Origin of the sequence: Faunimonas pinastri (assembly GCF_900110915.1) — a bacterium.
GTDB classification, from domain to species: domain Bacteria; phylum Pseudomonadota; class Alphaproteobacteria; order Rhizobiales; family Afifellaceae; genus Faunimonas; species Faunimonas pinastri.
The window spans coordinates 148632-169523 of the sequence record NZ_FOFG01000007.1; the positions used below are offsets into that span (position 1 = coordinate 148632).

20 protein-coding genes and 1 other annotated feature are annotated in these 20892 nt (G+C 66.3%); of the genes, 12 read left to right on the forward strand and 8 right to left on the reverse strand.

From position 1 onward, the window contains the following. Nucleotides 1–46 precede the first annotated feature (46 nt). Nucleotides 47–1384: an MFS transporter gene (locus BMY25_RS11120; RefSeq protein WP_092496710.1), complete on the reverse strand. Its 1338-nt coding sequence runs from the start codon at nucleotides 1382–1384 to the stop codon at nucleotides 47–49. Nucleotides 1385–1702: 318 nt separating this feature from the next. Between BMY25_RS11120 and cyoA the strand changes: the two genes are divergently transcribed. From cyoA to BMY25_RS11170, 10 genes are all read left to right on the forward strand, one after another. After that, nucleotides 1703–2902 (forward strand): ubiquinol oxidase subunit II, encoded by a 1200-nt coding sequence (cyoA, locus tag BMY25_RS11125; RefSeq protein WP_092496711.1) that lies wholly within the window; start codon nucleotides 1703–1705, stop codon nucleotides 2900–2902. A 60-nt stretch (nucleotides 2903–2962) separates the two neighbouring features. Beyond that, nucleotides 2963–4963 (forward strand): cytochrome o ubiquinol oxidase subunit I, encoded by a 2001-nt coding sequence (gene cyoB, locus BMY25_RS11130; protein WP_092496712.1) that lies wholly within the window; start codon nucleotides 2963–2965, stop codon nucleotides 4961–4963. A 5-nt stretch (nucleotides 4964–4968) separates the two neighbouring features. Continuing rightward, on the forward strand, nucleotides 4969–5598 hold the full coding sequence (gene cyoC / locus BMY25_RS11135) for a cytochrome o ubiquinol oxidase subunit III (protein ID WP_238858283.1): 630 nt from the start codon (nucleotides 4969–4971) through the stop codon (nucleotides 5596–5598). Further along, nucleotides 5595–5978 carry a cytochrome o ubiquinol oxidase subunit IV gene (gene cyoD, locus BMY25_RS11140; protein WP_092496713.1) on the forward strand — a complete coding sequence of 128 codons (384 nt, stop codon included), beginning with the start codon at nucleotides 5595–5597 and terminating at the stop codon, nucleotides 5976–5978. Before cyoC ends, cyoD begins: the two co-directional genes overlap by 4 nt. A 58-nt stretch (nucleotides 5979–6036) precedes the next feature. Continuing rightward, a complete protein-coding gene (locus BMY25_RS11145; protein ID WP_092496714.1) occupies nucleotides 6037–6813 on the forward strand; it encodes an SURF1 family protein in 777 nt (258 codons plus the stop codon). A 79-nt stretch (nucleotides 6814–6892) separates the two neighbouring features. Next, nucleotides 6893–8248 carry an ATP-binding protein gene (locus BMY25_RS11150; protein WP_428976958.1) on the forward strand — a complete coding sequence of 452 codons (1356 nt, stop codon included), beginning with the start codon at nucleotides 6893–6895 and terminating at the stop codon, nucleotides 8246–8248. Beyond that, complete coding sequence (locus BMY25_RS11155) at nucleotides 8238–8771, forward strand: response regulator transcription factor (protein ID WP_092496715.1); 534 nt, start codon at nucleotides 8238–8240, stop codon at nucleotides 8769–8771. Before BMY25_RS11150 ends, BMY25_RS11155 begins: the two co-directional genes overlap by 11 nt. Nucleotides 8772–8882: 111 nt before the next feature. After that, complete coding sequence (locus BMY25_RS11160; protein ID WP_092496716.1) at nucleotides 8883–10232, forward strand: MFS transporter; 1350 nt, start codon at nucleotides 8883–8885, stop codon at nucleotides 10230–10232. Between the two features lie 128 nt (nucleotides 10233–10360). Continuing rightward, complete coding sequence (locus BMY25_RS11165; protein ID WP_092496717.1) at nucleotides 10361–10933, forward strand: hydrolase; 573 nt, start codon at nucleotides 10361–10363, stop codon at nucleotides 10931–10933. Nucleotides 10934–11014: 81 nt separating this feature from the next. Continuing rightward, nucleotides 11015–11070: a sequence feature (sul1 is cis-regulatory element that is thought to sense ions involved in sulfur or methionine metabolism; They are found in Alphaproteobacteria), on the forward strand. 51 nt (nucleotides 11071–11121) lie between these two features. Then, nucleotides 11122–12600, forward strand: coding sequence for a SulP family inorganic anion transporter (locus BMY25_RS11170; protein ID WP_092496718.1), 1479 nt, complete (start codon nucleotides 11122–11124; stop codon nucleotides 12598–12600). A 51-nt stretch (nucleotides 12601–12651) separates the two neighbouring features. Here BMY25_RS11170 and acs read toward each other — a convergent pair whose 3' ends face one another. The 6 genes from acs to tsaD all read right to left on the reverse strand — a co-directional run bounded on the left by acs (nucleotide 12652) and on the right by tsaD (nucleotide 18291). Then, nucleotides 12652–14625: an acetate--CoA ligase gene (acs, locus tag BMY25_RS11175; RefSeq protein WP_092496719.1), complete on the reverse strand. Its 1974-nt coding sequence runs from the start codon at nucleotides 14623–14625 to the stop codon at nucleotides 12652–12654. Between the two features lie 97 nt (nucleotides 14626–14722). Next, entirely contained in the window at nucleotides 14723–15400 is a 678-nt protein-coding gene (locus BMY25_RS11180; protein ID WP_092496720.1) for a class I SAM-dependent methyltransferase, read from the reverse strand. Nucleotides 15401–15425: 25 nt separating this feature from the next. Further along, the gene (locus BMY25_RS11185) at nucleotides 15426–15647 is read right to left on the reverse strand and encodes a DUF3072 domain-containing protein (RefSeq protein WP_177176820.1); all 222 of its coding nucleotides are present in this window, start codon (nucleotides 15645–15647) and stop codon (nucleotides 15426–15428) included. Between the two features lie 88 nt (nucleotides 15648–15735). Beyond that, nucleotides 15736–16161 (reverse strand): EVE domain-containing protein, encoded by a 426-nt coding sequence (locus tag BMY25_RS11190; RefSeq protein WP_092496721.1) that lies wholly within the window; start codon nucleotides 16159–16161, stop codon nucleotides 15736–15738. Nucleotides 16162–16189: 28 nt separating this feature from the next. After that, on the reverse strand, nucleotides 16190–17194 hold the full coding sequence (locus tag BMY25_RS11195; RefSeq protein ID WP_092496722.1) for an NAD(P)H-dependent glycerol-3-phosphate dehydrogenase: 1005 nt from the start codon (nucleotides 17192–17194) through the stop codon (nucleotides 16190–16192). 23 nt (nucleotides 17195–17217) lie between these two features. Continuing rightward, nucleotides 17218–18291, reverse strand: a complete 1074-nt coding sequence (gene tsaD / locus BMY25_RS11200; protein ID WP_177176828.1) for a tRNA (adenosine(37)-N6)-threonylcarbamoyltransferase complex transferase subunit TsaD — start codon at nucleotides 18289–18291, stop codon at nucleotides 17218–17220. Nucleotides 18292–18416: 125 nt separating this feature from the next. Between tsaD and hemC the strand changes: the two genes are divergently transcribed. Next, entirely contained in the window at nucleotides 18417–19337 is a 921-nt protein-coding gene (hemC, locus tag BMY25_RS11205) for a hydroxymethylbilane synthase (RefSeq protein ID WP_092496724.1), read from the forward strand. Then, complete coding sequence (locus BMY25_RS11210; protein ID WP_092496725.1) at nucleotides 19337–20059, forward strand: uroporphyrinogen-III synthase; 723 nt, start codon at nucleotides 19337–19339, stop codon at nucleotides 20057–20059. Before hemC ends, BMY25_RS11210 begins: the two co-directional genes overlap by 1 nt. A 349-nt stretch (nucleotides 20060–20408) precedes the next feature. On the opposite strand, the gene BMY25_RS11215 is transcribed toward BMY25_RS11210, so the two are convergent. Continuing rightward, nucleotides 20409–20867 carry a hypothetical protein gene (locus tag BMY25_RS11215; RefSeq protein ID WP_092496726.1) on the reverse strand — a complete coding sequence of 153 codons (459 nt, stop codon included), beginning with the start codon at nucleotides 20865–20867 and terminating at the stop codon, nucleotides 20409–20411. Between the last annotated feature and the right edge of the window lie 25 nt (nucleotides 20868–20892).

The window sequence follows — 20892 nt, forward strand, 5'->3', positions numbered from 1 at the left end:
GGGCTGATGAAGGTGGCTTCTTGCCGGATGCGGGAGGCCCGGAAGACTACCTGTCGGTGATCTCCAGGCGACGGTTCACGCTGAGTGCCAGCAGCGTGCAGACCGCGCCCGACAGGAGGTAGGCACCCGTCATGTAGAGGCCGACATGGGTGGAAAGCCAGAGCGCCACGAGCGGAGCGAAGCCCGCGCCGACGAGCCAGGAGAAATCCGAGGTCAGCGCCGCGCCCGTGTAGCGATATTCGCTGGGGAAGCGCGAGGTTACCGCGCCGGCGGCCTGGCTGAAGGAAAGGCCCAGCAGGCCGAAGCCGAGGATCACGAAAGCCGACTGGCCGACTTCACCGCCGCCCAGGAGCAGCGGCGTGACGAAGCTGAAGATCGCGATCAGCACGGCGCAAATGGCGAGCATCCTGCGACGGCCGATGCGGTCGGCGATGACCCCGGCGATCACGATGGTGATCGCACCCAGCACTGCACCGGCGAATTCGGTGCCCAGGAAGGCGCCGGCCGAGCGATGCGCGAACAGCGTGACCCAGCTCAGCGGGAAGATCGTGACGAGATGGAACAACGCGAAGGTCGCCAGCGGCACGAAGGCGCCGATGATCAGCGGATTGCGGTGGTTGTGCCACAGATCGGAGATGCTGCAGGGCTCCAGGTCGTGGTTTTCGAGAAGCCGGGCGAACTCTTCCGTCACGACGAGGCGGAGCCGGGCGAACAGGGCCACCACGTTGATCGCGAAAGCGACGAAGAACGGATAGCGCCAGCCAAATTCCAGCAGGTCGTCGGTGCTGAGATTGCTGACGAAGAACCAGAACAGGCCGCTGGCCAGCATGAAGCCCAGCGGCGCGCCGAGCTGCGGCATCATCGCGTACCAGGCGCGCTTGTTCTGCGGGGCGTTGAGGGCGAGCAGCGAAGCCAGTCCGTCCCAGGCGCCGCCGAGCGCGAAACCCTGACCGAGCCGGCAGATCGCCAGCAGGTAGATGGAAAGCGGACCGATCTGGTCATAGCCCGGCAGGAAGGCGATCACCGCCGTGGAGCCGCCCAGAAGGAACATGGCGATCGTCAGCTTGGTGCCGCGGCCGTAGGCCCGGTCCACCGCCATGAAGATGACGGAGCCGACGGGGCGCGAGAGAAAAGCGAGGGCGAAGATCGCGAAGGAGTAGAGCGTTCCCGTCGGCGCATCGACCATCGGAAAAAATACGCGCGGGAAGATCAGGACCGAAGCGATGCCGTAGACGAAGAAATCGAAGAATTCGGCCGTGCGCCCGATGACGACGCCCAGGGCGATCTCGCCCGGCGCGATGCGCGCGTCGGACGAAACCAGCCTGGCGTCCCGTTCCAATGGCGATGACGATGGACCGGCATATGCGACCCGATTGCTGCTCATGTCGTCTTCCCGTTCTGGTTGCCGCCGACACACTAAGACGGCCCAGCTAGCCAAACGCAAGTTGGACCAAACCGGTCTGCGGCATGGTGCCGCGCCCGGTGCGAGATCCTTCGCATGGGCAAATTCATCAGGTGCAACATCGCGACCGTCGAAGCCATTGGATTCAGCCGATTCGCCGCCCTGCGCGAGAGGGGTGGCGGCGGCGTTTCCGCATGACCGGCGCAAAATTGTTCCCGGTGGGGCGAAACGTCCACTAGGAAGCCGGCCGGCTCTGCTTTACCGCAAGTGCGAGAACGGACAGGTCCCGAACGCAGCGGTATGTCTTTTAAAAACCTACGCCCCCTCCTTTTTTCGCCCCTCGCTCTTCTTCTGGGCGGCTGCAACATGGTTTTGATGCAGCCCTCCGGGGATATTGCGGTGCAGCAACGCAATCTCATCGTGGTGTCCACGGTGCTGATGCTGCTGATCATCATCCCGGTGATGTTTCTGACAGTGCTGTTCGCCTGGCGCTATCGCCGGTCCAACACGGACGCCCACTACGATCCTGACTGGCACCACTCCACGCGCCTGGAAGTCGCGATCTGGTCGGCGCCGCTCTGCATCATCATCGCGCTGGGCGCGATCACCTGGCTGAGCACGCATACGCTCGACCCGTATCGCCCGGTCAGCCGACTGGACGGGACGCACGCCGTTCCCGCCGGCGTGAAGCCGCTGACCGTCGAGGTCGTGGCGCTCGACTGGAAGTGGCTGTTCTTCTATCCCGACCAGGGCATCGCCACCGTCAACGAACTCGCCGCCCCGGTGAACGTGCCGATCGAGTTCCGGATCACCTCCGCGACGGTGATGAACTCGTTCTTCGTTCCCGCGCTGGCCGGCCAGATCTATGCGATGGCCGGCATGGAGACCAAACTCCACGCGGTGATCAACAAAGAGGGCGAGTATAACGGCTTCTCCGCCAATTACAGCGGCGCCGGCTTCTCGCACATGAACTTCAAGTTCCACGGGCTGACCCAGGATGGGTTCGACCAGTGGGTGCAGAAGGCCAAGTCGCAGGGCGGCAAGCTCGGTCGCAACGAGTACCTGCAACTGGAGAAGCCCAGCGAGGCCGAGCCGGTCCATTACTACAACTCCGTCGATCCGCAGCTCTATTCGGCGATCCTCAACATGTGCGCCCAGCCGGGCAAGATGTGCATGAGCGAGATGAACCAGATCGACGCCAATGGCGGCGCGGGCAAGGAGAGCGAAGCCAACAAGGCCAAGCTCCAGTATGACGGCCATCGCGCCCAGGAAGGCGTCGAGGAGCCGGGTGCGACGTTCCCGGCTTCCGGCCGCCCGCCGAACACCAACGTGCAGCCGGAAGGCATGAAGCCCGACGCGCTGTCTCCCAAGGTGAACGGGCAGGGGCCGAAGCCGGGCGAAAGCCAGGGACAAGAGCACGACATGCCGGGCATGGACCCGAACATGCCGGGGATGAAGCCCAGCTCACCCGCGCCGAACCAGTTGAATCAGCAAGATTAAGCCTGTCGCTGCGCGCTTCCGGCGCGCGGCGTCACTCCAGACAGTTGGACGAGTGTCTCAATGCTTAACTCAGACCTCCTGAAGTTCATCTTTGGACGGTTGACGATCGAGGCGATCCCCTACCACGAGCCGATCCTGATCGTGACGTTCGTGGGAGTCGCCATCGGCGGACTCGCGCTCCTCGGCGCCATCACGTATTTCCGGCTCTGGAATTACCTCTGGACGGAATGGTTCACGAGCGTCGATCACAAGAAGATCGGCATCATGTACGTGATCCTTGCGATCGTGATGCTGATCCGTGGTTTCTCGGACGCCATCATGATGCGCGCCCAGCAGGCCATCGCCTTCGGCAGCAACAACGGCTATCTGCCGCCGCACCACTACGACCAGGTCTTCACCGCCCACGGCGTGATCATGATCTTCTTCATGGCCATGCCGCTGGTGACGGGCCTGATGAACTTCGTGGTGCCGCTGCAGATCGGCGCGCGCGACGTGTCCTTCCCCTTCCTGAACAACTTCTCGTTCTGGATGACGGTGGGCGGCGCGGTCATCGTCATGATGTCGCTGTTCGTCGGCGAATACGCGCGGACCGGCTGGCTCGCCTACCCGCCGCTGTCGGAGGCCGCCTACAGCCCCGGCGTCGGCGTCGACTATTACATCTGGGGCCTGCAGATCGCCGGTGTCGGCACGACGCTGTCGGGCATCAACCTGATCGCGACCATCGTGAAGATGCGCGCGCCGGGCATGACCATGATGAAGATGCCGGTGTTCTGCTGGACCTCGCTCTGCACCAACGTGCTGATCGTGGCCGCATTCCCGGTTCTGACCGCCGTTCTCGCGCTGCTGACGCTCGACCGCTATGTCGGTACGAACTTCTTCACCAACGATCTTGGCGGCAACCCGATGATGTACATCAACCTCATCTGGATCTGGGGCCATCCGGAGGTCTACATCCTCGTCCTGCCGGCCTTCGGCATCTTCTCCGAAGTCGTCTCGACTTTCTGCGGCAAGCGCCTCTTCGGCTATGCCTCGATGGTCTACGCCACGATCGTCATCACCATCCTGTCCTACCTTGTGTGGCTGCACCACTTCTTCACGATGGGTTCGGGCGCGAGCGTGAACTCCTTCTTCGGCATCACCACGATGATCATCTCGATCCCGACGGGCGCGAAGATGTTCAACTGGCTCTTCACGATGTACCGGGGCCGGATCCGCTTCGAAGTGCCGATGCTGTGGACGATCGGCTTCATGTTCACCTTCGTGATCGGCGGCATGACGGGCGTGCTCCTGGCGGTGCCCCCGGCCGACTTCGTGCTGCACAACTCGCTGTTCCTGATCGCCCACTTCCATAACGTGATCATCGGCGGCGTGGTGTTCGGCCTCTTCGCCGGCATCAACTACTGGTTCCCGAAGGCCTTCGGCTTCCGGCTGGACCCGTTCTGGGGCAAGATGTCGTTCTGGTTCTGGCTGGTCGGCTTCTACTTCGCCTTCATGCCGCTCTACGTGCTCGGCCTGATGGGCGTGACCCGTCGCCTCAACCACTTCGACGATCCGTCGCTGCAGATCTGGTTCATCATCGCGGCTTTCGGCGCGTTCCTGATCGCGCTCGGGATCGCCTCGTTCATCGTGCAGATCGCGGTCAGCATCCGGAACCGGGAGAAGCTTCGCGACTTCACGGGCGATCCGTGGGACGGGCGTACGCTGGAATGGTCCACGGCCTCCCCGCCGCCGGACTACAACTACGCCTTCACGCCGGTTATCCATGACCACGATGCGTTCGCGGACATGAAGAAGCGCGGCTACAAGCGTCCGCTTGAAGGCTACCGCCCGATCCATATGCCCAGGAACACCGGGGCGGGCGTGATCCTGGCCGCCTTCAGCGTGATCTTCGGCTTCTCGATGATCTGGTACATCTGGTGGCTGGCGGCGCTGAGCTTCGCGGCGATCCTGATCGGCGCGATCGTCCACACCTTCAACTACAAGCGCGACTTCTACATCCCCGCGGAAGACGTCGTGCAAGCTGAGAACGCCCGCACCACGCTGCTGGCCGGAGGCGTCTGACACCCGTGACTACCAAGACCGACCTTACCGCACCGGGAACCGTCCCCGTCTTCTTCGTCGAGGAAGAGCATGGCCATGCCGAAGGCAGCACCATGCTCGGCTTCTGGATCTATCTGATGAGCGACTGCCTCATCTTTGCGGTCCTGTTCGCCACCTACGCCGTGCTCGGCCACAGCTATGCGGCAGGTCCTTCCGGGAAGGACCTGTTCGAGCTGCCGACCGTCGCGATCAACACCTCGATGCTGCTCCTGTCCTCCATCACCTATGGCTTCGCCATGCTGGCGATGGACAAGGAACGGCAGGGCCAGATGCTGTTCTGGCTGGTGATCACCGGGCTCTTCGGCCTGGCTTTCGTCGGCCTGGAACTGACGGAATTCGCCAGCCTCATCCGTGAGGGTGCCACCCCGCAGCGCAGCGCCTTCCTGTCCTCGTTCTTCACCCTCGTCGGCACGCACGGCCTGCATGTCAGCGTCGGCATCATCTGGCTGGTGACGCTGATGGTGCAGGTGATGAAGCACGGGCTGATCCCCGAGAACCGCCGCCGTCTTCTTTGCCTGAGCATGTTCTGGCACTTCCTGGACGTGATCTGGATCGGCGTCTTCTCCTTTGTCTACCTGATGGGAGTTCTCGTATGAGTTCGCAGCCGCACGACGCCCGGCTGGTGGGCCACGACAGCGACACCAGCGGTCATGGCTCCATGGGGGGCTATGTCACCGGCTTCATCCTGTCGGTGATCCTGACGGCAATCCCGTTCTGGCTGGTGATGGGGAACGTCCTGAACGATTCCCGCCTGACCGCCATCGCGGTCATGGGCCTCGCCGTGGTGCAGATCGTGGTTCACATGATCTGCTTTCTGCACATGAACACGAAATCGGAGGGCGGCTGGACGCTGCTCTCGCTGATCTTCACGCTGGTCATCCTTGTGATCGCGCTGAGCGGCTCGCTCTGGGTCATGTATCACCTGAATACGAACATGATGCAGATGACGCCCGGCGATGCGATGAACATGCCGTAACGCTTCCGGCCGGGGCGGCAGCGATGTCGCCCCGGCCGACTTTCTTCAGGGTTGCAGAGTGACCGTTTCCGAGCCCGCCGCCGAGAAGACCCGCCCGCGCTCGCCTCTGACCCTCGTGTTCCTGGGAACACTGACCCTCCTGCTCTTCGCGGCATTCATCGCCCTCGGCACCTGGCAGATCGAGCGCCGGGCCTGGAAGCTGGACCTGATCGCCCGTACCAACGAGCGGGTCGCCGCCCCGGCCGCTTCGCTTCCCCCGCCTTCCGACTGGCCAGCCGTTACCGCCGAACGGGATGCCTACCGGCATGTCCGCGCCAGCGGCGCCTTCCTCAACGACCGCGAGACCCTGGTGCAGGCCGTCACCGAGAAGGGCAGCGGCTTCTGGGTGCTGACCCCGCTGCAAACGGCGGACGGCACGACTGTCCTGATCAATCGCGGCTTCGTCCCGCCGGAGCGGCGCGACCCCGCGACGCGCGCGCAAGGGCAGATCGCGGGACCGGTCACGGTCACCGGCCTCCTCCGCGTCACCGAGCCGAAAGGCGCGTTCCTGCGCTCCAACGATCCCAAGGGTGATCGCTGGTATTCGCGCGACGTCGCGGCCATCGCCACGTCGCGCGGGCTCGACCGGGTCGCGCCATTCTTCATCGATGCCGACGCCACGCCCAATCCCGGCGGCTATCCCGTGGGCGGGCTGACGGTGATCGCCTTCCACAACAGCCATCTCGTCTATGTCTTCACCTGGTACGCGCTGGCACTGATGGTGGTGGGGGCAGCGTTCTACGTGGTGCGTGACGAGCGGCGGCTTCGTCGGGGTGCGGAGCCCGGGAGGAGCTGAGGGGCTCTTCCAGCCCGTCGTCCGGCGATGATATGAAGGCTTCCGCAGTTCGCTGCGGAGAGGGCGCGCGCAGGGCGGCATGATCGAGAGAGTGCAGGAGCGGGGCCAGGGGCGGAGCGAGAGCCAAGGCGAGGAACGGGTCCATGATCGGGGGCTCCGTCCGGAGGACTCCGCCCGTCGGCAGAACATGCTGCTGCTGGTGCAGCTTCGCTGGCTCGCGGTCGCGGGCCAGGTCGTCACGATCCTTACGGTGAACCTGGGGCTCGGCATTCCGCTGCCGGCCCGGGCGATGTTCCTGGTCGCGCTGGCGCTGGTGGCCCTCAATCTCGTTTCGTTGCTGCGGCTTCGCCGGCCTCGTGCGGTCACCAATGCCGGCCTGTTCATGGCTCTCCTGCTGGATGTCGCGGCCCTGACAGCGCAGCTTTACCTCAGCGGCGGCGCCAGCAATCCTTTCGCTTTCCTCTATCTTCTGCAGATCGCATTGGGCGCGGTGCTCCTCGATGCCTGGTCCATCTGGGCGCTGGTGCTGGTGGCACTTGCCTGCTTCGCCGGGCTGACCGAATTCTCCCGGCCCATCGTCTTTCCGTTGGCTGTGTCAGCGGATCCGATGAAGCTGCAGGTGGAAGGCATGCTGGTGTGCTTCGTGCTGGAAGCCATCCTGCTCGTCGTCTTCGGCACCCGGATCGGCGCCAACCTCCGGATGCGCGACGCACGACTGGCCGAACTCCGCCAGCAGGCGGCGGAGGAAGATCATATCGTCCGCATGGGACTTCTGGCGTCCGGCGCGGCGCACGAACTCGGGACGCCGCTGGCCACCCTCTCCGTCATACTCAGCGACTGGAAGCGCATGCCGGCGCTTGCCGCCGACGCCGAACTGGCGCAGGAAATCGGGGAGATGCAGGCCGAGGTCCAGCGCTGCAAGGCGATCGTCACCGGAATACTTCTCTCCGCCGGAGAAGCGCGGGGGGAGGCTCCCGCCGTCACCACCGTGAACGGCTTCCTGGACGAGCTCGTCGAGGATTGGACTGGCGCCCACGCCGCCACGCACCTCGCCTACGACAACGACTTCGGGGAGGACCTGCCGATCGTCTCGGACGCCGCGTTGAAAAAGATGATCGTCAACGTGATGGACAACGCCTCCGAGGCCTCGCCGGGCTGGATCGGGCTCAGCGCGACCCGGGAGGCGAATGCGCTGGTGCTGGAGGTCGTGGACCGTGGTCCCGGCTTCGGGCCGGGCGTTCTCGCCCAGTTCGGCCGGCCCTACAACTCAACCAAGGGACGGGCCGGCGCCGGGCTCGGGATCTTTCTGGTGGTGAACGCGCTTCGCAAGCTCGGCGGCGGCGTCGCCGCGCGCAACCGCGCCGAGGGGGGAGCGAGCGTCACGCTGACCCTGCCGCTGGCGGCGCTGTCGATCGGAGGTGGCAATGGCGGATGACCGGCTTCTCCTGATCGTCGACGACGACGTCGCCTTCGTCCGGACGCTGCGCCGCTCCTTCGAGCGCCGGGGCTACAGCGTCGTGACGGCTGCCAGCGGAGCGGAGCTGGAGGCGCTCCTGACGGAACACCGGCCGAACTTCGCGGTGGTCGATCTTCGCCTGGACGGCGCCTCGGGGCTTGCCTCCGTGGAAACCCTGCATCGGAGCGACCCTGAGATGCGAATCGTGGTGCTCACCGGCTTCGCCAGCATCGCGACGGCAGTCGAGGCGATCAAGCTCGGGGCCTGCCATTACCTCGCCAAGCCCTCCAACAGCGACGACATCGAGGCGGCCTTCGCCAAGGCCGGCGGAGATGTCTCCGTTCCGCTGACGGAGACGCCGACCTCGATCAAGACGCTGGAATGGGAACGCATCCACCAGACGCTGGCCGAGACCGGCTTCAACATCTCCGAGACCGCGCGCCGTCTCGGTATGCACCGGCGCACGCTCGCCCGGAAGCTGGAAAAGCAGCACATCAAGTAGAACTGCCGGCAAGCATCTGGCGGGCGAGCCGTTTGGCGCGAGTTGTTCGGCCTCATGAATGTTTGTAAGTCTGGCTGACTTCAGCTAAGGCCACGGCTGTAACAGACATCCATGTCTTTTCCGAAAGCTCTTCCCGTGCCTTCATCAGCCAGCCAGACCGTTCCCGGCAATTCTCCGCGACGCATCCTTCTTGCAAGCCTTGCCGGCACCACCATCGAGTTCTTCGATTTCTACATCTACGCCACGGCGGCAGTGCTGGTATTTCCGAAGCTGTTCTTCCCGAACAGCGATGCTACGACGGCGACGCTCCAGTCTTTCGTGACCTTTGCCATCGCCTTCTTCGCCCGCCCGATCGGGGCGGCGATCTTCGGCCATTTCGGCGACCGGATCGGCCGCAAGGCGACGCTCGTCGCGGCGCTGATGACCATGGGGCTCTCCACCGTCGCGATCGGCCTCCTGCCGGGCTATGCCTCGGTCGGGGTGCTGGCGCCGCTGCTCCTCGCGGTCTGCCGCCTCGGACAGGGTCTCGGGCTTGGCGGCGAATGGGGCGGCGCGGTGTTGCTCGCCACGGAGAACGCGCCGCGCGGCAAGGAAGCCTGGTACGGCATGTTCCCGCAGCTCGGCGCGCCCGTCGGCTTCATCTTCGCGGCCGGCAGCTTCTTCATCCTGACGGAAGCGTTGACGGACCAGCAGTTCTTCGCCTGGGGCTGGCGGATTCCGTTCATCGTCAGCGCCGTGCTGGTCTTCATGGGGCTCTACGTCCGCCTCAGGATCGCTGAAACGCCGGCCTTCAAGCGCGTCGTGGAAAAGCACGAGCGGGTTCGGGTGCCCTTCATGAGCGTCGTGACGGAGCATCCCGGCGCGCTGTTCCTCGGCACCTTCGCGGCCATGGCGACGTTCGTGATCTTCTACATCATGACGGTTTTCGCGCTGAGCTACGGCACCACGGCGCTCGGTTATACGCGTGGCCAGTTCCTGCCGATCCAGATGCTGGGCGTCATCTTCTTCGGCCTGACGATCCCGGTGGCCGCCGTCCTCGCCGACCGCTACGGCCGGCGCACGACGCTGCTCTGGACCACCTTCGCCATCGGCATCTTCGGGCTGACCTTCACCATGCTGTTCGGCTCAGGCCATCTCGGCTCGGTGATCGCGTTCTTCATCATCGGCCTCGGCCTAATGGGCTTCACCTATGGCCCGCTCGGGACGGCCCTCGCCGAGATCTTCCCGACCTCGGTGCGCTACACCGGCGCGTCGCTGACCTTCAACCTTGGCGGCATCGTCGGCGCGTCGCTCGCTCCCTACATCGCCAGCCGCCTCGCCTCGACCTACGGCCTTGCCTATGTCGGCTATTATCTCACGGCTGCGGCGGCGATCACCTTCCTGGCGCTGCTGGGCTTCGCCATGCTGCAGCGGCACGACGCCGTCGACACCACGGCGGCGGGGCTTCGCTCCGGCGCGTAACGGCCGCAGCCTGACGCGCGGCCACCGACGCAGCACAAGGTCGCACGCGCCGTTCGCCCGTTCAGCTCGACCCGCAGATAGGATAGGGAGGGGATCATTCCCCTCCCTTATCTTTTTCGAGGCTCGCGATGGATCGTCTGGACCCCAAGAAAACCGCGCTCGTGCTGATCGATCTCCAGAAGGGGATTCTCGCCATGAACACCGCCCCGCTGACGACCGATGCGGTGCTGGCGGCGGGCAAGCGGCTCGCCGAAGCTTTTCGCAAGGCCGGGGGCACCGTCGTGCTTGTCCATGTCGGCTGGTCCAAGGACATGGGCGACGCGATGAAGCAGCAGGTCGACGCCCCCATGCAGCGGCCGGCCGGTGGCTTGCCGGCGGATTGGTTGGAGTTCGCCGAAGGCCTGGTGATGGATGGCGATCTCTGCATCCTGAAGCGCCAGTGGGGCGCCTTCCACGGCACCGAGCTCGACCTGCAGCTTCGCCGCCGCGGCGTGGATACTATCGTGCTCGGCGGCATCGCGACAAATTTCGGCGTGGAATCTACGGGCAGGGCCGCCTGGGAGCATGGCTACAACGTCGTGTTCGCCGAGGATGCGATGGCGTCGCCGGCCGCCGAGATGCACGACTTCGCCGTGCAGAAGATCTTCCCGCGCCTTGGCCGGATACGCTCGACCCGGGAAATCCTCGAAGCGATCGGCTGATCCCTTCCGCCCCGCTGAAGGGGCCTCGACACGAATTTGCCCTTGCGCCTTCCGGCGCAAGGTGCTCGTTAGGGTCATTCGACTGGACCCGGTGAAAATCCGGGTGGCTCTTCCGGCCGCCGATCCGCCGGACAACGCATTCGACCCCGTCTCGTCCAGATGAGACGCTCGTCCCTTGCGAGTTCCACATGACAGTTTCGCCACTCCGTCAGGAATGGCTGACGAACCCGGTCCGCGAAATGCTGGCCGGTGCCGTCGCCACCTTCGCCCTGATCCCGGAAGTCATCGCCTTTTCCTTTGCCGCCGGCGTCGATCCGCAGGTGGGCCTTTTCGCTTCCTTCGTGATCGGGATCGTCATCGCCTTTGCCGGCGCGCGCCCGGCGATGATCTCCGCCGCCGCGGGCTCTGTCGCCCTGGTCGCCGCGCCGCTCGTCCATTCGCACGGGCTGCCTTACCTGTTCGCCGCGGGCATTCTCGCCGGCCTCATGCAGATCGCCTTCGGCCTGCTCCGGCTCGGCACGCTGATGCGCTTCGTCTCCGCCTCGGTGCGGACCGGGTTCGTCAACGCGCTGGCGATCCTGATCTTCTCCGCGCAGGTGCCGCAGGTGCTCGGTGCTGACTGGATCACCTACGCGGTGCTGGCAGCCGGGCTGGTCATCATCTATCTGGTGCCACGCATCACCACGGCGATCCCGTCGCCGCTGATCTGCATCGTCGTCCTGACGGTTGCGAATATCTGGCTCGGCCTGCCCTTGAAGACGGTCGCCGATCTCGGCCGCCTGCCGGAATCGCTGCCGATCTTCTCGCTTCCCGCCGTGCCGCTCGGCCTCGACACGCTCCGCATCATCGCGCTGCCGGCTCTCGCGATCGCCATGGTCGGCATGCTGGAATCCATGATGACGGCCAGCGTCGTGGACGAACTGACGGACACGCCGAGCAACAAGAACCGCGAATGCTCCGGTCTCGGCCTCGCCAACATCGCGGCGAGCCTCTTCGGCGGCATCGCCGGCTGCGGCATGATCGGCCAGACCGTTTCCAACGTGAAATATGGCGGGCGCGGCCGGCTCTCCACGCTTTTCGCGGGGGCGTTCCTGCTGATCCTGATGGTGCTGCTGCGCCGGTGGGTCTCGCAGGTTCCCGTTGCTGCGCTGGTCGCCATCATGGTGATGGTGTCCATCGACACCTTCGACTGGTCGTCCCTCCGCGCCCTTGTCCGCCATCCCCGCACGTCGAGCTTCGTCATGCTGGCGACCGTGCTGGTGACGGTGGCGAGCCACAATCTGGCGCTCGGCGTCACGGTCGGCGTGCTCCTGAGCGGCGTTTTCTTCACCTCGAAGGTCGCACGCCTGCTCAATATCGCGCGCGAAGTGGACGCGGGTGCCGGCCGCATCGCCTACCGTGTCAGGGGGCAGGTCTTCTTCGCCTCCGCCGACATGTTCGTGGACGCCTTCGACTTTCGGGAGGCGCTCGGATCGTCGGTGCTGATCGACGTTTCCGCCGCCCATTTCTGGGACATCACGGCCGTGTCGGCGCTGGAGAAGGTCGTGGCCCGCTTCCGCAGCCACGAGGTGCCAGTGGAGGTCGTCGGCCTGAACCGGGCGAGCGCGACGCTGATCGAGCAACTCGACAAATCCGTGGCGGCCGTCGAGACCGCCGAGTTTCGGTAGGGGCCGGACGCTCTTTCACCGTCCGGCCGCTGTCGCCCTGGCGCCCTGGCGTCAGGCTTTCTCGGTCGTGCGGCGGTTCTGGCGGTTGCCGACGAGGTTGTCGACCACGCCGGGATCGGCCAGCGTCGAGGTGTCGCCGAGGTTGGAATAGTCATCCTCGGCGATCTTGCGCAGGATGCGGCGCATGATCTTGCCTGAGCGCGTCTTGGGCAGGCCCGGCGAGAACTGGATCTGGTCCGGCGATGCGATCGGGCCGATGTCGCGGCGCACCCAGTCGCGAAGCTCCTTCTTCAGCTCGTCCGACGGCTCCTCGCCCTCCATCAGCGTCACGTAGCAATAGATGCCCTGCCCCTTCAGGTCGTGAGGGTAGCCGACCACCGCCGCTTCCGACACCTTGGGATGGGCGACCAGCGAGGATTCCACCTCCGCGGTACCGAGTCGGTGGCCGGAAACGTTCAGCACGTCGTCGACGCGACCGGTGATCCAGTAATAGCCGTCGGCGTCGCGGCGACAGCCGTCGCCGGTGAAGTACTTGCCCTTGTAGAGCGCGAAATAGGTTTCCACGAAGCGCTTGTGATCGCCATAGACGGTGCGCATCTGCCCGGGCCAGGAATCGGCGATGCAGAGATTGCCGTCGCCGGCGCCTTCAAGCGCGTGGCCTTCGCCGTCGACCAGCACGGGCCGGATGCCGAAGAAGGGCAGGGTCGCCGAGCCCGGCTTCAGCGCCGTCGCGCCCGGCAGCGGCGTGATCATGTGACCGCCCGTTTCCGTCTGCCACCACGTATCCATGATCGGGCACCGGTCCTCGCCGACCACGTGGTGGTACCAGTGCCAGGCTTCGGGATTGATCGGCTCGCCCACCGTGCCGAGGAGGCGCAGGCTCTTGCGCGAGGTCTGCTGGACGTAATCGTTGCCGGCGCCCATCAGCGAGCGGATCGCGGTCGGCGCGGTGTACAGCGTGTTGACGCCGTGGCGGTCGACGACCTCCCAGATGCGGGCCGGGGTCGGCCAGTTCGGCACGCCCTCGAACATCAGCGTCGTCGCGCCGTTCGCCAGCGGCCCGTAGACGACATAGGAATGGCCGGTGACCCAGCCGACATCGGCGGCGCACCAGTAGACGTTGCCGTCATGGTAGTCGAAGACGATGCGGTGCGTCATGGCGGCGTAGAGCAGATACCCGCCGGTCGTGTGCAGCACGCCCTTGGGCTTGCCGGTCGAGCCGGAGGTATAAAGGATGAAGAGCGGGTCTTCCGCGCCCATCTCCACCGGCGGGCAATCGGCGGAAGCCCTGGCGACCTCCTCATGGAACCAGAGGTCGCGGCCCTCCTTCATTTCCACGGTGCCGCCGGTGCGGCGAACGACCAGCACCGATTTCACGTTGACGCCTTCGGCCGCCGCGCGTTCGACCGCCTTGTCGGCATTGGCCTTCAGCGGCACCGGCTTGCCGCCGCGCAGGCCCTCGTCGGCGGTGATCAGGAAGGTGGAGCGGCAATCCTCGATGCGGCCGGCCAGCGAATCCGGCGAGAAGCCGCCGAAGACGACGGAGTGCGTCGCGCCGATGCGGGCGCAGGCGAGCATCGCGAAGGCCGCTTCGGGGATCATCGGCAGGTAGATCGTGACGCGGTCGCCGCGTCGTACGCCGCGCTCCTTCAGGACGTTCGCCAGCCGGCTCACCTGGTCGTGCAACTCCCGGTACGTGATGTGGCGGGGCGTCTCGTCGGGGCTGTCCGGCTCGAAAATGATCGCGGTCTGCTCGGCGCGGTCGGCGAGATGCCGGTCGATGCAGTTGGCGCTGACATTCAGCGTGCCGTCCTCGAACCATTTGATGGTGATGTCGGGATAGGCGAAGGAGGTGTTCTTGACCTTCGTGAAGCGGCGGATCCAGTCGAGTCGGTCAGCCTGCTCGCCCCAGAAGCCGTCGGGATCGTCCAGGCTCTTCCGATACCATTCGGCATACCGATCCGCGTCGATATAGGCGCGCTCGGCCCAGCGTTCCGGTACGGGATAAAGGGTCTGGTCGGTCATGGCGTTCTCCCTGATGGCGGTAGCCGCAACGAATGCGGTCTCTGTTGGGGCCATTATGGAAGCGCGAGATGCGCTCGTCCATCAGGCAAGGCGCGTCTCAGGCGGGTGGAGCGTCGCTTTCCAGCACCCAGACGGTGGTTTTCTTGATCTCCGAATCCTCCAGCGCGCGGGTGACCGGCACGGAGTACGTGGCGCGGGCGGACAAGCGTTCGCGCGGCAGGTAGGAGCGGCCGGGATCGCCGATCAGCACCGTCGCGCCGCGACGCACCAGGGTTGAAAGCCAAAGGACGAGGCGATCCGCCAAGGGCTTCTCGTAGAAGACGTCGCCGGCGAGGATGACGTCCCAGCCGTCGTCGCGGCCGATCAGGTCCTCGTGCGCGATGGGCAGGTCCACCCCGTTCGCCTCGGCATTGGCGGCCATCGCGCGCACCGCGAAGTCGTCGATCTCGGCGGCGACCACGCTGCCCGCGCCCGCCTTCAGCGCGGCGATGCCGACGAGCCCGGATCCCGACGCGAAATCGAGGACGGAGCGACCGGCGACCTGGTCGGGATTGTCGAGGATATAGCGGGAAAGCGCCTGCCCGCCGGCCCAGGCGAACGCCCAGTAAGGCGGGGGCAGCCCGGCTTCGCCGAGTTCCTCCTCCGTCTTTTCCCAGAGCGGCAGGGCCTCGTGGGCGAGGAGAAGGGTGATCTCCGGGACAAGCGGCGGCGTCATCGCCAGCGTGTTGTCCCGGATGAAGCGTCCGGCCTCGGCCGGCGCGATGGGCGGCGTCATGATGCCGCCGGGGCGAAAGATGGGGTCAGCTGCCGCTGACCCGCTTGGACTGGCTCTTCAATTCGTCGATCTTCTTGGAAGCGTCGGCCTTGGAGAGCTTGTCGTCGAATTCCCCGCCGGTCTCTTCCGACAGCGTCTTGAGATAGAAAGCCTGCGCGCCCGTCATCGGCTCGTCGCCCGTGACCCAGTCGTCCGGGTCTTTCTCTGTATTGGAACTCGTATCCGTCTTCGGGTTCTGCTCGGACATGATCGTCACCTGCTGAAACAGCGTTCTGTTCCGATAATGTTCTCATGCCCAAGCCGTTCCCTCCGGATCCGATCTGCGAAAGCGAAGCTCAGGCCGGAACGGTGAGCCCGCCCATTTCGCAAACCATCCGCCACTCTTCGTCCGTAACCGGCTGAACGGAAAGCCGGGAATTGCCGGCAAGCACCATATTCTGCAGGCGGGGATCGGCCTTTACCTCGTCCAGGGTGACCGGGCGCGGCAGGTCGGCCACCGCTTTCAGGTCGACGCAGGCCCAGGTTCCGGTCGGATCGGTGGAGTCCGGGTGCGCCTCGGCGATCACTTCCACGACGCCGACGACGGCCTTGCCCTCGTTGGAATGATAGAAGAAGCCACGGTCGCCGACGGTCATGGCGCGCATGAAGTTGCGCGCCTGATAGTTGCGAACCCCGTCCCATTCCTGCCCGGCGTCGCCCTTCGCCTTCTGCATGGCGAAGGACCACTTGAAGGGTTCCGACTTGAAGAGCCAGTAAGCCATGTCGTTCCTGAGCGTGCCCGTGTGCGTCTCAGGCGTTCTCCGCCTTGAGCGGGCGCGTGACAAGGCCGTCGATGGCTTCGTCCACGGTGATCGCACCGTCGAGGATGGCGGCGACCGCCGCGATGATCGGCGCGTCCACCTCATGTTCGCGCGCCAGCAGGGCGGCGGTGCGGGCGGTGTGCGCGCCCTCGGCCAGGGGCTCGCCGCTGGCGAGGAGTTCGTGGACCGAACGACCTTCGCCGAGGCCGATGCCGAAGGAGGTGTTGCGCGACGCCGTGCTCGTGGCCGTCAGCACGAGATCGCCGAGGCCGGAAAGACCCATGAAGGTCTCGGGGCGAGCGCCGAGCGCGGTCCCCAGCCGTGTCATTTCCGCCAGACCGCGCGAGATCAGCGCCGCGCGGGCGCTTTCGCCGAGACCCTTGCCGGCAGCGATGCCGCAGGCGATGGCGAGCACGTTCTTGGCCGCGCCGCCGAGTTCCACGCCGACCGGATCGTCGCTGGCATAACAGCGGAAGTCGTCCGTGGAGAGGGCGGATGAGACATGCCGCGCGACCGCCATGTCGGTGCTGGCGACGGTGACGGCCGTGGGCAGGCCGTGCGCGATCTCGCGAGCGAAACCGGGGCCGGACAGCGCGCCCAGCACCGCGCCGGGCAGGCACTCCGACAGGATTTCCGTCTGGCGCAGGCCGGTGTCGCGCTCCAGTCCCTTGGCGCAGGCGATCACCGGCACGCCGGGACGAAGATGGGCGGCGAGTTTCTCGGCGGTGGCGCGCGTCGCCTGCGACGGAACGGCCATCAGCACGAGATCGGCATCGGCGGCGGCGGAAACGTCATGCGCGGCGTCGATCTCGTCGTGGATCGCGACCCCCGGCAGGTACTTCTCGTTGGCGTGGCGATCGCGGATATGGCCGGAATGAATTTCGTTGCGGGTGACGAGGCAGACATCGCGGCCGGAGCGCGCGGCCACCACTGCCAGCGCCGTCCCGAAGGCCCCGGCGCCGATCACGACCACCCGCTGCAGATCCATCGTCATGATATTCCTTTCTGATTCCAGTATCAGGCGCGCGCGCCGAGCCGGCCGGAGCCATGCATGGGTTCGGCGCTTTCATCGAGCGGCCAGCGGGGCCGGGCCGGGAGTTCGGGATCGGGGCTTAGCCCTTCGGCCAGCCTCAGCGCTCCCGCCCAGGCGATCATCGCCGCGTTATCGGTGCAAAGCGCCATCGGCGGGGCAACGAAGGCGAGGCCCATCCCGTTGCAGAGCGTTTCCAGCCGCGCCCGGATCGCCTTGTTGGCGGCGACACCGCCGGCGACGACAAGCGCGGTCGGCGCGCCGATCTCCTCGCGCATCAGGGCGAGCGCGCGGCGGGAGCGGTCTTCCACCACTTCTGCCACGGCCGCCTGGAAGGAGGCGCAGAGATCGGAAACGTCCCGCTCGGTCAGCGGTGCCGCGTCTTCCGCCGCAAGCCGCACGGCGGTCTTCAGGCCGGAGAGCGAGAAGTTGCAGCCGGGCTGGCCCTTCAGCGGACGGGGCAGGGGGAAGCGCGTCGGATCGCCGGCGAGCGCCGTCTTTTCCACGTTCGGGCCGCCGGGATAGGGCAGGCCCAGCATCTTCGCCGTCTTGTCGAAGGCCTCGCCCAGCGCGTCGTCGATCGTGGTGCCGAGACGGCGGTAGCGGCCGACCCCCTCCACCGCGACGAGCTGCGTGTGGCCGCCGGACACCAGCAGCAGGAGATAGGGAAAGGCAGTGCCGTCCGTCAGCGTGGCGGTCAGCGCGTGGCCTTCCAGATGGTTCACCGGCAAGAGCGGCAGCCCGCGCGCGGCGGCGATCGCCTTGGCCGTCATCACGCCGACCAGAAGGCCGCCGATCAGGCCCGGTCCGGCGGTCACCGCGATGCCGTCGAGGTCAACCCAGTTCCTGCCGCTTTCGCCCAGCGCCGCGCGGACGAGGCCGTCCAGCGCTTCCACATGGGCGCGCGCGGCGATCTCCGGCACCACGCCGCCGTAGATCGCGTGATCCTCGATCTGGCTGAACACCACGTTGGACAGGATCGTCCCGCGCCCGTCCGCCTCGCGACGGACGACCGAGGCGGACGTCTCGTCGCAACTCGTCTCGATGCCGAGCAGCGTCACTCCGCGCACCTGCATGTCGTCTTCACTCATTGCGATTCAGGGAGCCAGCCTTTAGGGGTTCGGGCTTATTGCCCGCGAGGCTCCTAACATTTGAGGGCGAGGTGGCGCAAACAAGCCCCACAAGCATGAAGATCGGTACGCGCGGCAGCGCTCTTGCACTCTGGCAGGCGAATGCCGTCCGCGACGCGCTGATGCAGGCGCACGGACTGCCGGAAGAGGCGCTGGAAATCGTGGTGATCCGCACGTCCGGTGACCGGATCCAGGATCGCGCGCTGCTGGAGGCAGGCGGCAAGGGCCTCTTCACCAAGGAGATCGAGGAGGCGCTTCTTTCCGGCGCCATCGATCTGGCCGTGCATTCCGCCAAGGACATGCCGACCTTTCTGCCGGACGGCCTGACCCTCGGCGGCTATCTGCCGCGCGCCGACGTGCGCGATGCCTTCATCTCCGGCGTCGCACAGACGGTGCAGGACCTGCCCCGCAACGCGGTGGTGGGAACGGCATCGCTTCGCCGGGAGGCGCTCCTGAAGCGCATCAGGCCGGATATCGAGGTGAAGCTCCTGCGCGGCAACGTGCCGACCCGGCTGAAGCGGGTGGAGGACGGCGACTTCCACGCCACGCTGCTGGCGGCGGCGGGGCTGGAGCGGCTGGGGCTGCAAGCCCACATCACCTCGCTCCTCGATGTCAGGTCTTTCCTCCCGGCCTGCGGGCAGGGCGCCGTGACCATCGAATGCCGTGAGCAGGATGGCATCACCCGCACCGCGCTGGACGCGATCAACCACCTGCCGACGCAGCTCGCGGCGGAATGCGAGCGCACCTTCCTTGGCGTGCTCGACGGTTCGTGCCGCACGCCGATCGGCGGCTATGCCTCCGTCACGGCCGACCGGCTTTCCTTCAAGGGCATCATCCTGTCGGAAGACGGACGCGATTTCTTCGAGGTGGAGGAATCCGGGGCGGCTGCCGACGCGGCGGAGATCGGCCGGCGCGCCGGACACGACATCCGCACCCGCGCGCCGCGTGAGTTCCTGGAAAAGCTCGGCATCGCCTGATGCGGCTGCTGATCACCCGTCCCGAGCCCGACGCGACGAGAACCGCCGAGGCGCTCGCCGCGCTCGGCCACGAGGCGCTGGTCTCGCCTTCGCTGGCCGTCACCTTGCTGCCGGACGTGCCGCTGCCGAGAGGTCGCTTTCAGGCGTTGATCGCGACCAGCGCCAATGCCCTGCGCGCGCTCGCCTCCCATCACGAGCGCGCCATGGTGCTGGACCTGCCCATCTTCACGGTCGGCGACCAGAGCACCCGGCAGGCGCAGGAGGCCGGTTTCGCCAATGCCGTCTCGGCGGAAGGCGCGGTCGACGAGCTGGTCGCGATGGTGTCGTCGCGGCTGAAGCCGGAAGGCGGCCCGATCCTCTATCTCGCGGGCGAGACGCAGGCGGGCGACCCGGCGGGGCAGCTGGAAGCCGCCGGCTTCGCCGTGCAGACGTGGGTGCTCTACCAGACGGAGCCTGTCGTCCGTCTTTCGCCGGAAGCGACGCTGGCGCTGCGCAGCGGCCATATCGACGGCGTGCTGCTGTATTCCCGCAAGAGCGCGACCGCCTTTGCCCTGGCGCTGAGAGGCGGCAGGCTTTCGCCGCTGCCGGAAAACACCGCGATCTATTGCATTTCCGAGGCGGCGGCCGAGCCCGTGCGACGCCATGCCCGAGGCCCCGTTCTCGTGGCCGAGCGGCCCGACGGGGCGCATCTTTTCGCGCTGCTGACCGCGCCGGAAGGCTGAATCGACGCGTTAACCCGGTCCTCAGCCTTGTTTGCATTAGATGTTGGCCCGATGTAGTCGAACGGAATAAGCCGGCAGGCGTTTAGCCTGCGAACAAGCGCAGCCGCGCTTTCACGGAGACAGTCTTGGCCAAAGATCCCCGCCAACCCGGTCCCGCAGGCGCGGGTCAGTCGCAGGAAGCTCAGAAGGGCGACGACACCTCCCGCACCCCGTCGGCCGCCGACAGCGCGCGCGACCGTCGGCTGACCATCGACCTCCCGGCCAAGGATGTATCTCGCGCCGGTGAACCGTCCGCCCCGGCCTCCGCCGGCGCGACACCCACGTTCACGGACAGGGGTGCGCCGTCGTCTCACACGGATGGGGGTGCGAGTGCCCCGACCGGTGGCATGACGAGCGGCGAGCGCGCGCAGGCGGCGGAGCCCGCCAAGACCGGGACGGCCGGGCCAGACGCCGTGCCGGGCGCGACGTCGAACATGCCAACCTCGAACAGCGCGGCCTCGAACGCCTCCACGAAGCCTTCGACGGTCGCCTCCACCACCAGTCCGAAGAGCGAGCCGTCGAAGCCGGCTTCGCCCGTCATCGAGGCCGCCGGGTCACGCGCTGCGGAGACCAGGGCCGGCGACAGCGGGAAGCCTGATGGCGCTGCAAAGGCTGCCGCAGCTTCGGCAGCATCGACCACGGCCGCGAAGTCCGGTCCGACGGCCTCCACAACGCCCGGCGGTGGCAGCGCCAGCGGTTCCGGGCCGGCAAGCAGTGCCCCCCGGCGCGAGAGCGCGGATGTCGCCGCGCGCAAGAGTTCGGTCTCCATTCCCGCGCTGCTGATCGCGGCTATT

Bases quoted from the DNA above. Each gene is read 5' to 3' on its own strand.
- BMY25_RS11120 (WP_092496710.1), bottom strand. From the start codon at position 1,384: ATGAGCAGCAATCGGGTCGCATATGCCGGTCCATCGTCATCGCCATTG.
- cyoA (WP_092496711.1), top strand. From the start codon at position 1,703: ATGTCTTTTAAAAACCTACGCCCCCTCCTTTTTTCGCCCCTCGCTCTT.
- cyoB (WP_092496712.1), top strand. From the start codon at position 2,963: ATGCTTAACTCAGACCTCCTGAAGTTCATCTTTGGACGGTTGACGATC.
- cyoD (WP_092496713.1), top strand. From the start codon at position 5,595: ATGAGTTCGCAGCCGCACGACGCCCGGCTGGTGGGCCACGACAGCGAC.
- BMY25_RS11150 (WP_428976958.1), top strand. From the start codon at position 6,893: ATGATCGAGAGAGTGCAGGAGCGGGGCCAGGGGCGGAGCGAGAGCCAA.
- BMY25_RS11155 (WP_092496715.1), top strand. From the start codon at position 8,238: ATGGCGGATGACCGGCTTCTCCTGATCGTCGACGACGACGTCGCCTTC.
- BMY25_RS11160 (WP_092496716.1), top strand. From the start codon at position 8,883: ATGTCTTTTCCGAAAGCTCTTCCCGTGCCTTCATCAGCCAGCCAGACC.
- BMY25_RS11165 (WP_092496717.1), top strand. From the start codon at position 10,361: ATGGATCGTCTGGACCCCAAGAAAACCGCGCTCGTGCTGATCGATCTC.
- BMY25_RS11170 (WP_092496718.1), top strand. From the start codon at position 11,122: ATGACAGTTTCGCCACTCCGTCAGGAATGGCTGACGAACCCGGTCCGC.
- acs (WP_092496719.1), bottom strand. From the start codon at position 14,625: ATGACCGACCAGACCCTTTATCCCGTACCGGAACGCTGGGCCGAGCGC.
- BMY25_RS11180 (WP_092496720.1), bottom strand. From the start codon at position 15,400: ATGACGCCGCCCATCGCGCCGGCCGAGGCCGGACGCTTCATCCGGGAC.
- BMY25_RS11185 (WP_177176820.1), bottom strand. From the start codon at position 15,647: ATGTCCGAGCAGAACCCGAAGACGGATACGAGTTCCAATACAGAGAAA.
- BMY25_RS11190 (WP_092496721.1), bottom strand. From the start codon at position 16,161: ATGGCTTACTGGCTCTTCAAGTCGGAACCCTTCAAGTGGTCCTTCGCC.
- BMY25_RS11195 (WP_092496722.1), bottom strand. From the start codon at position 17,194: ATGACGATGGATCTGCAGCGGGTGGTCGTGATCGGCGCCGGGGCCTTC.
- hemC (WP_092496724.1), top strand. From the start codon at position 18,417: ATGAAGATCGGTACGCGCGGCAGCGCTCTTGCACTCTGGCAGGCGAAT.
- BMY25_RS11210 (WP_092496725.1), top strand. From the start codon at position 19,337: ATGCGGCTGCTGATCACCCGTCCCGAGCCCGACGCGACGAGAACCGCC.
- BMY25_RS11215 (WP_092496726.1), bottom strand. From the start codon at position 20,867: ATGGAGACCGAACTCTTGCGCGCGGCGACATCCGCGCTCTCGCGCCGG.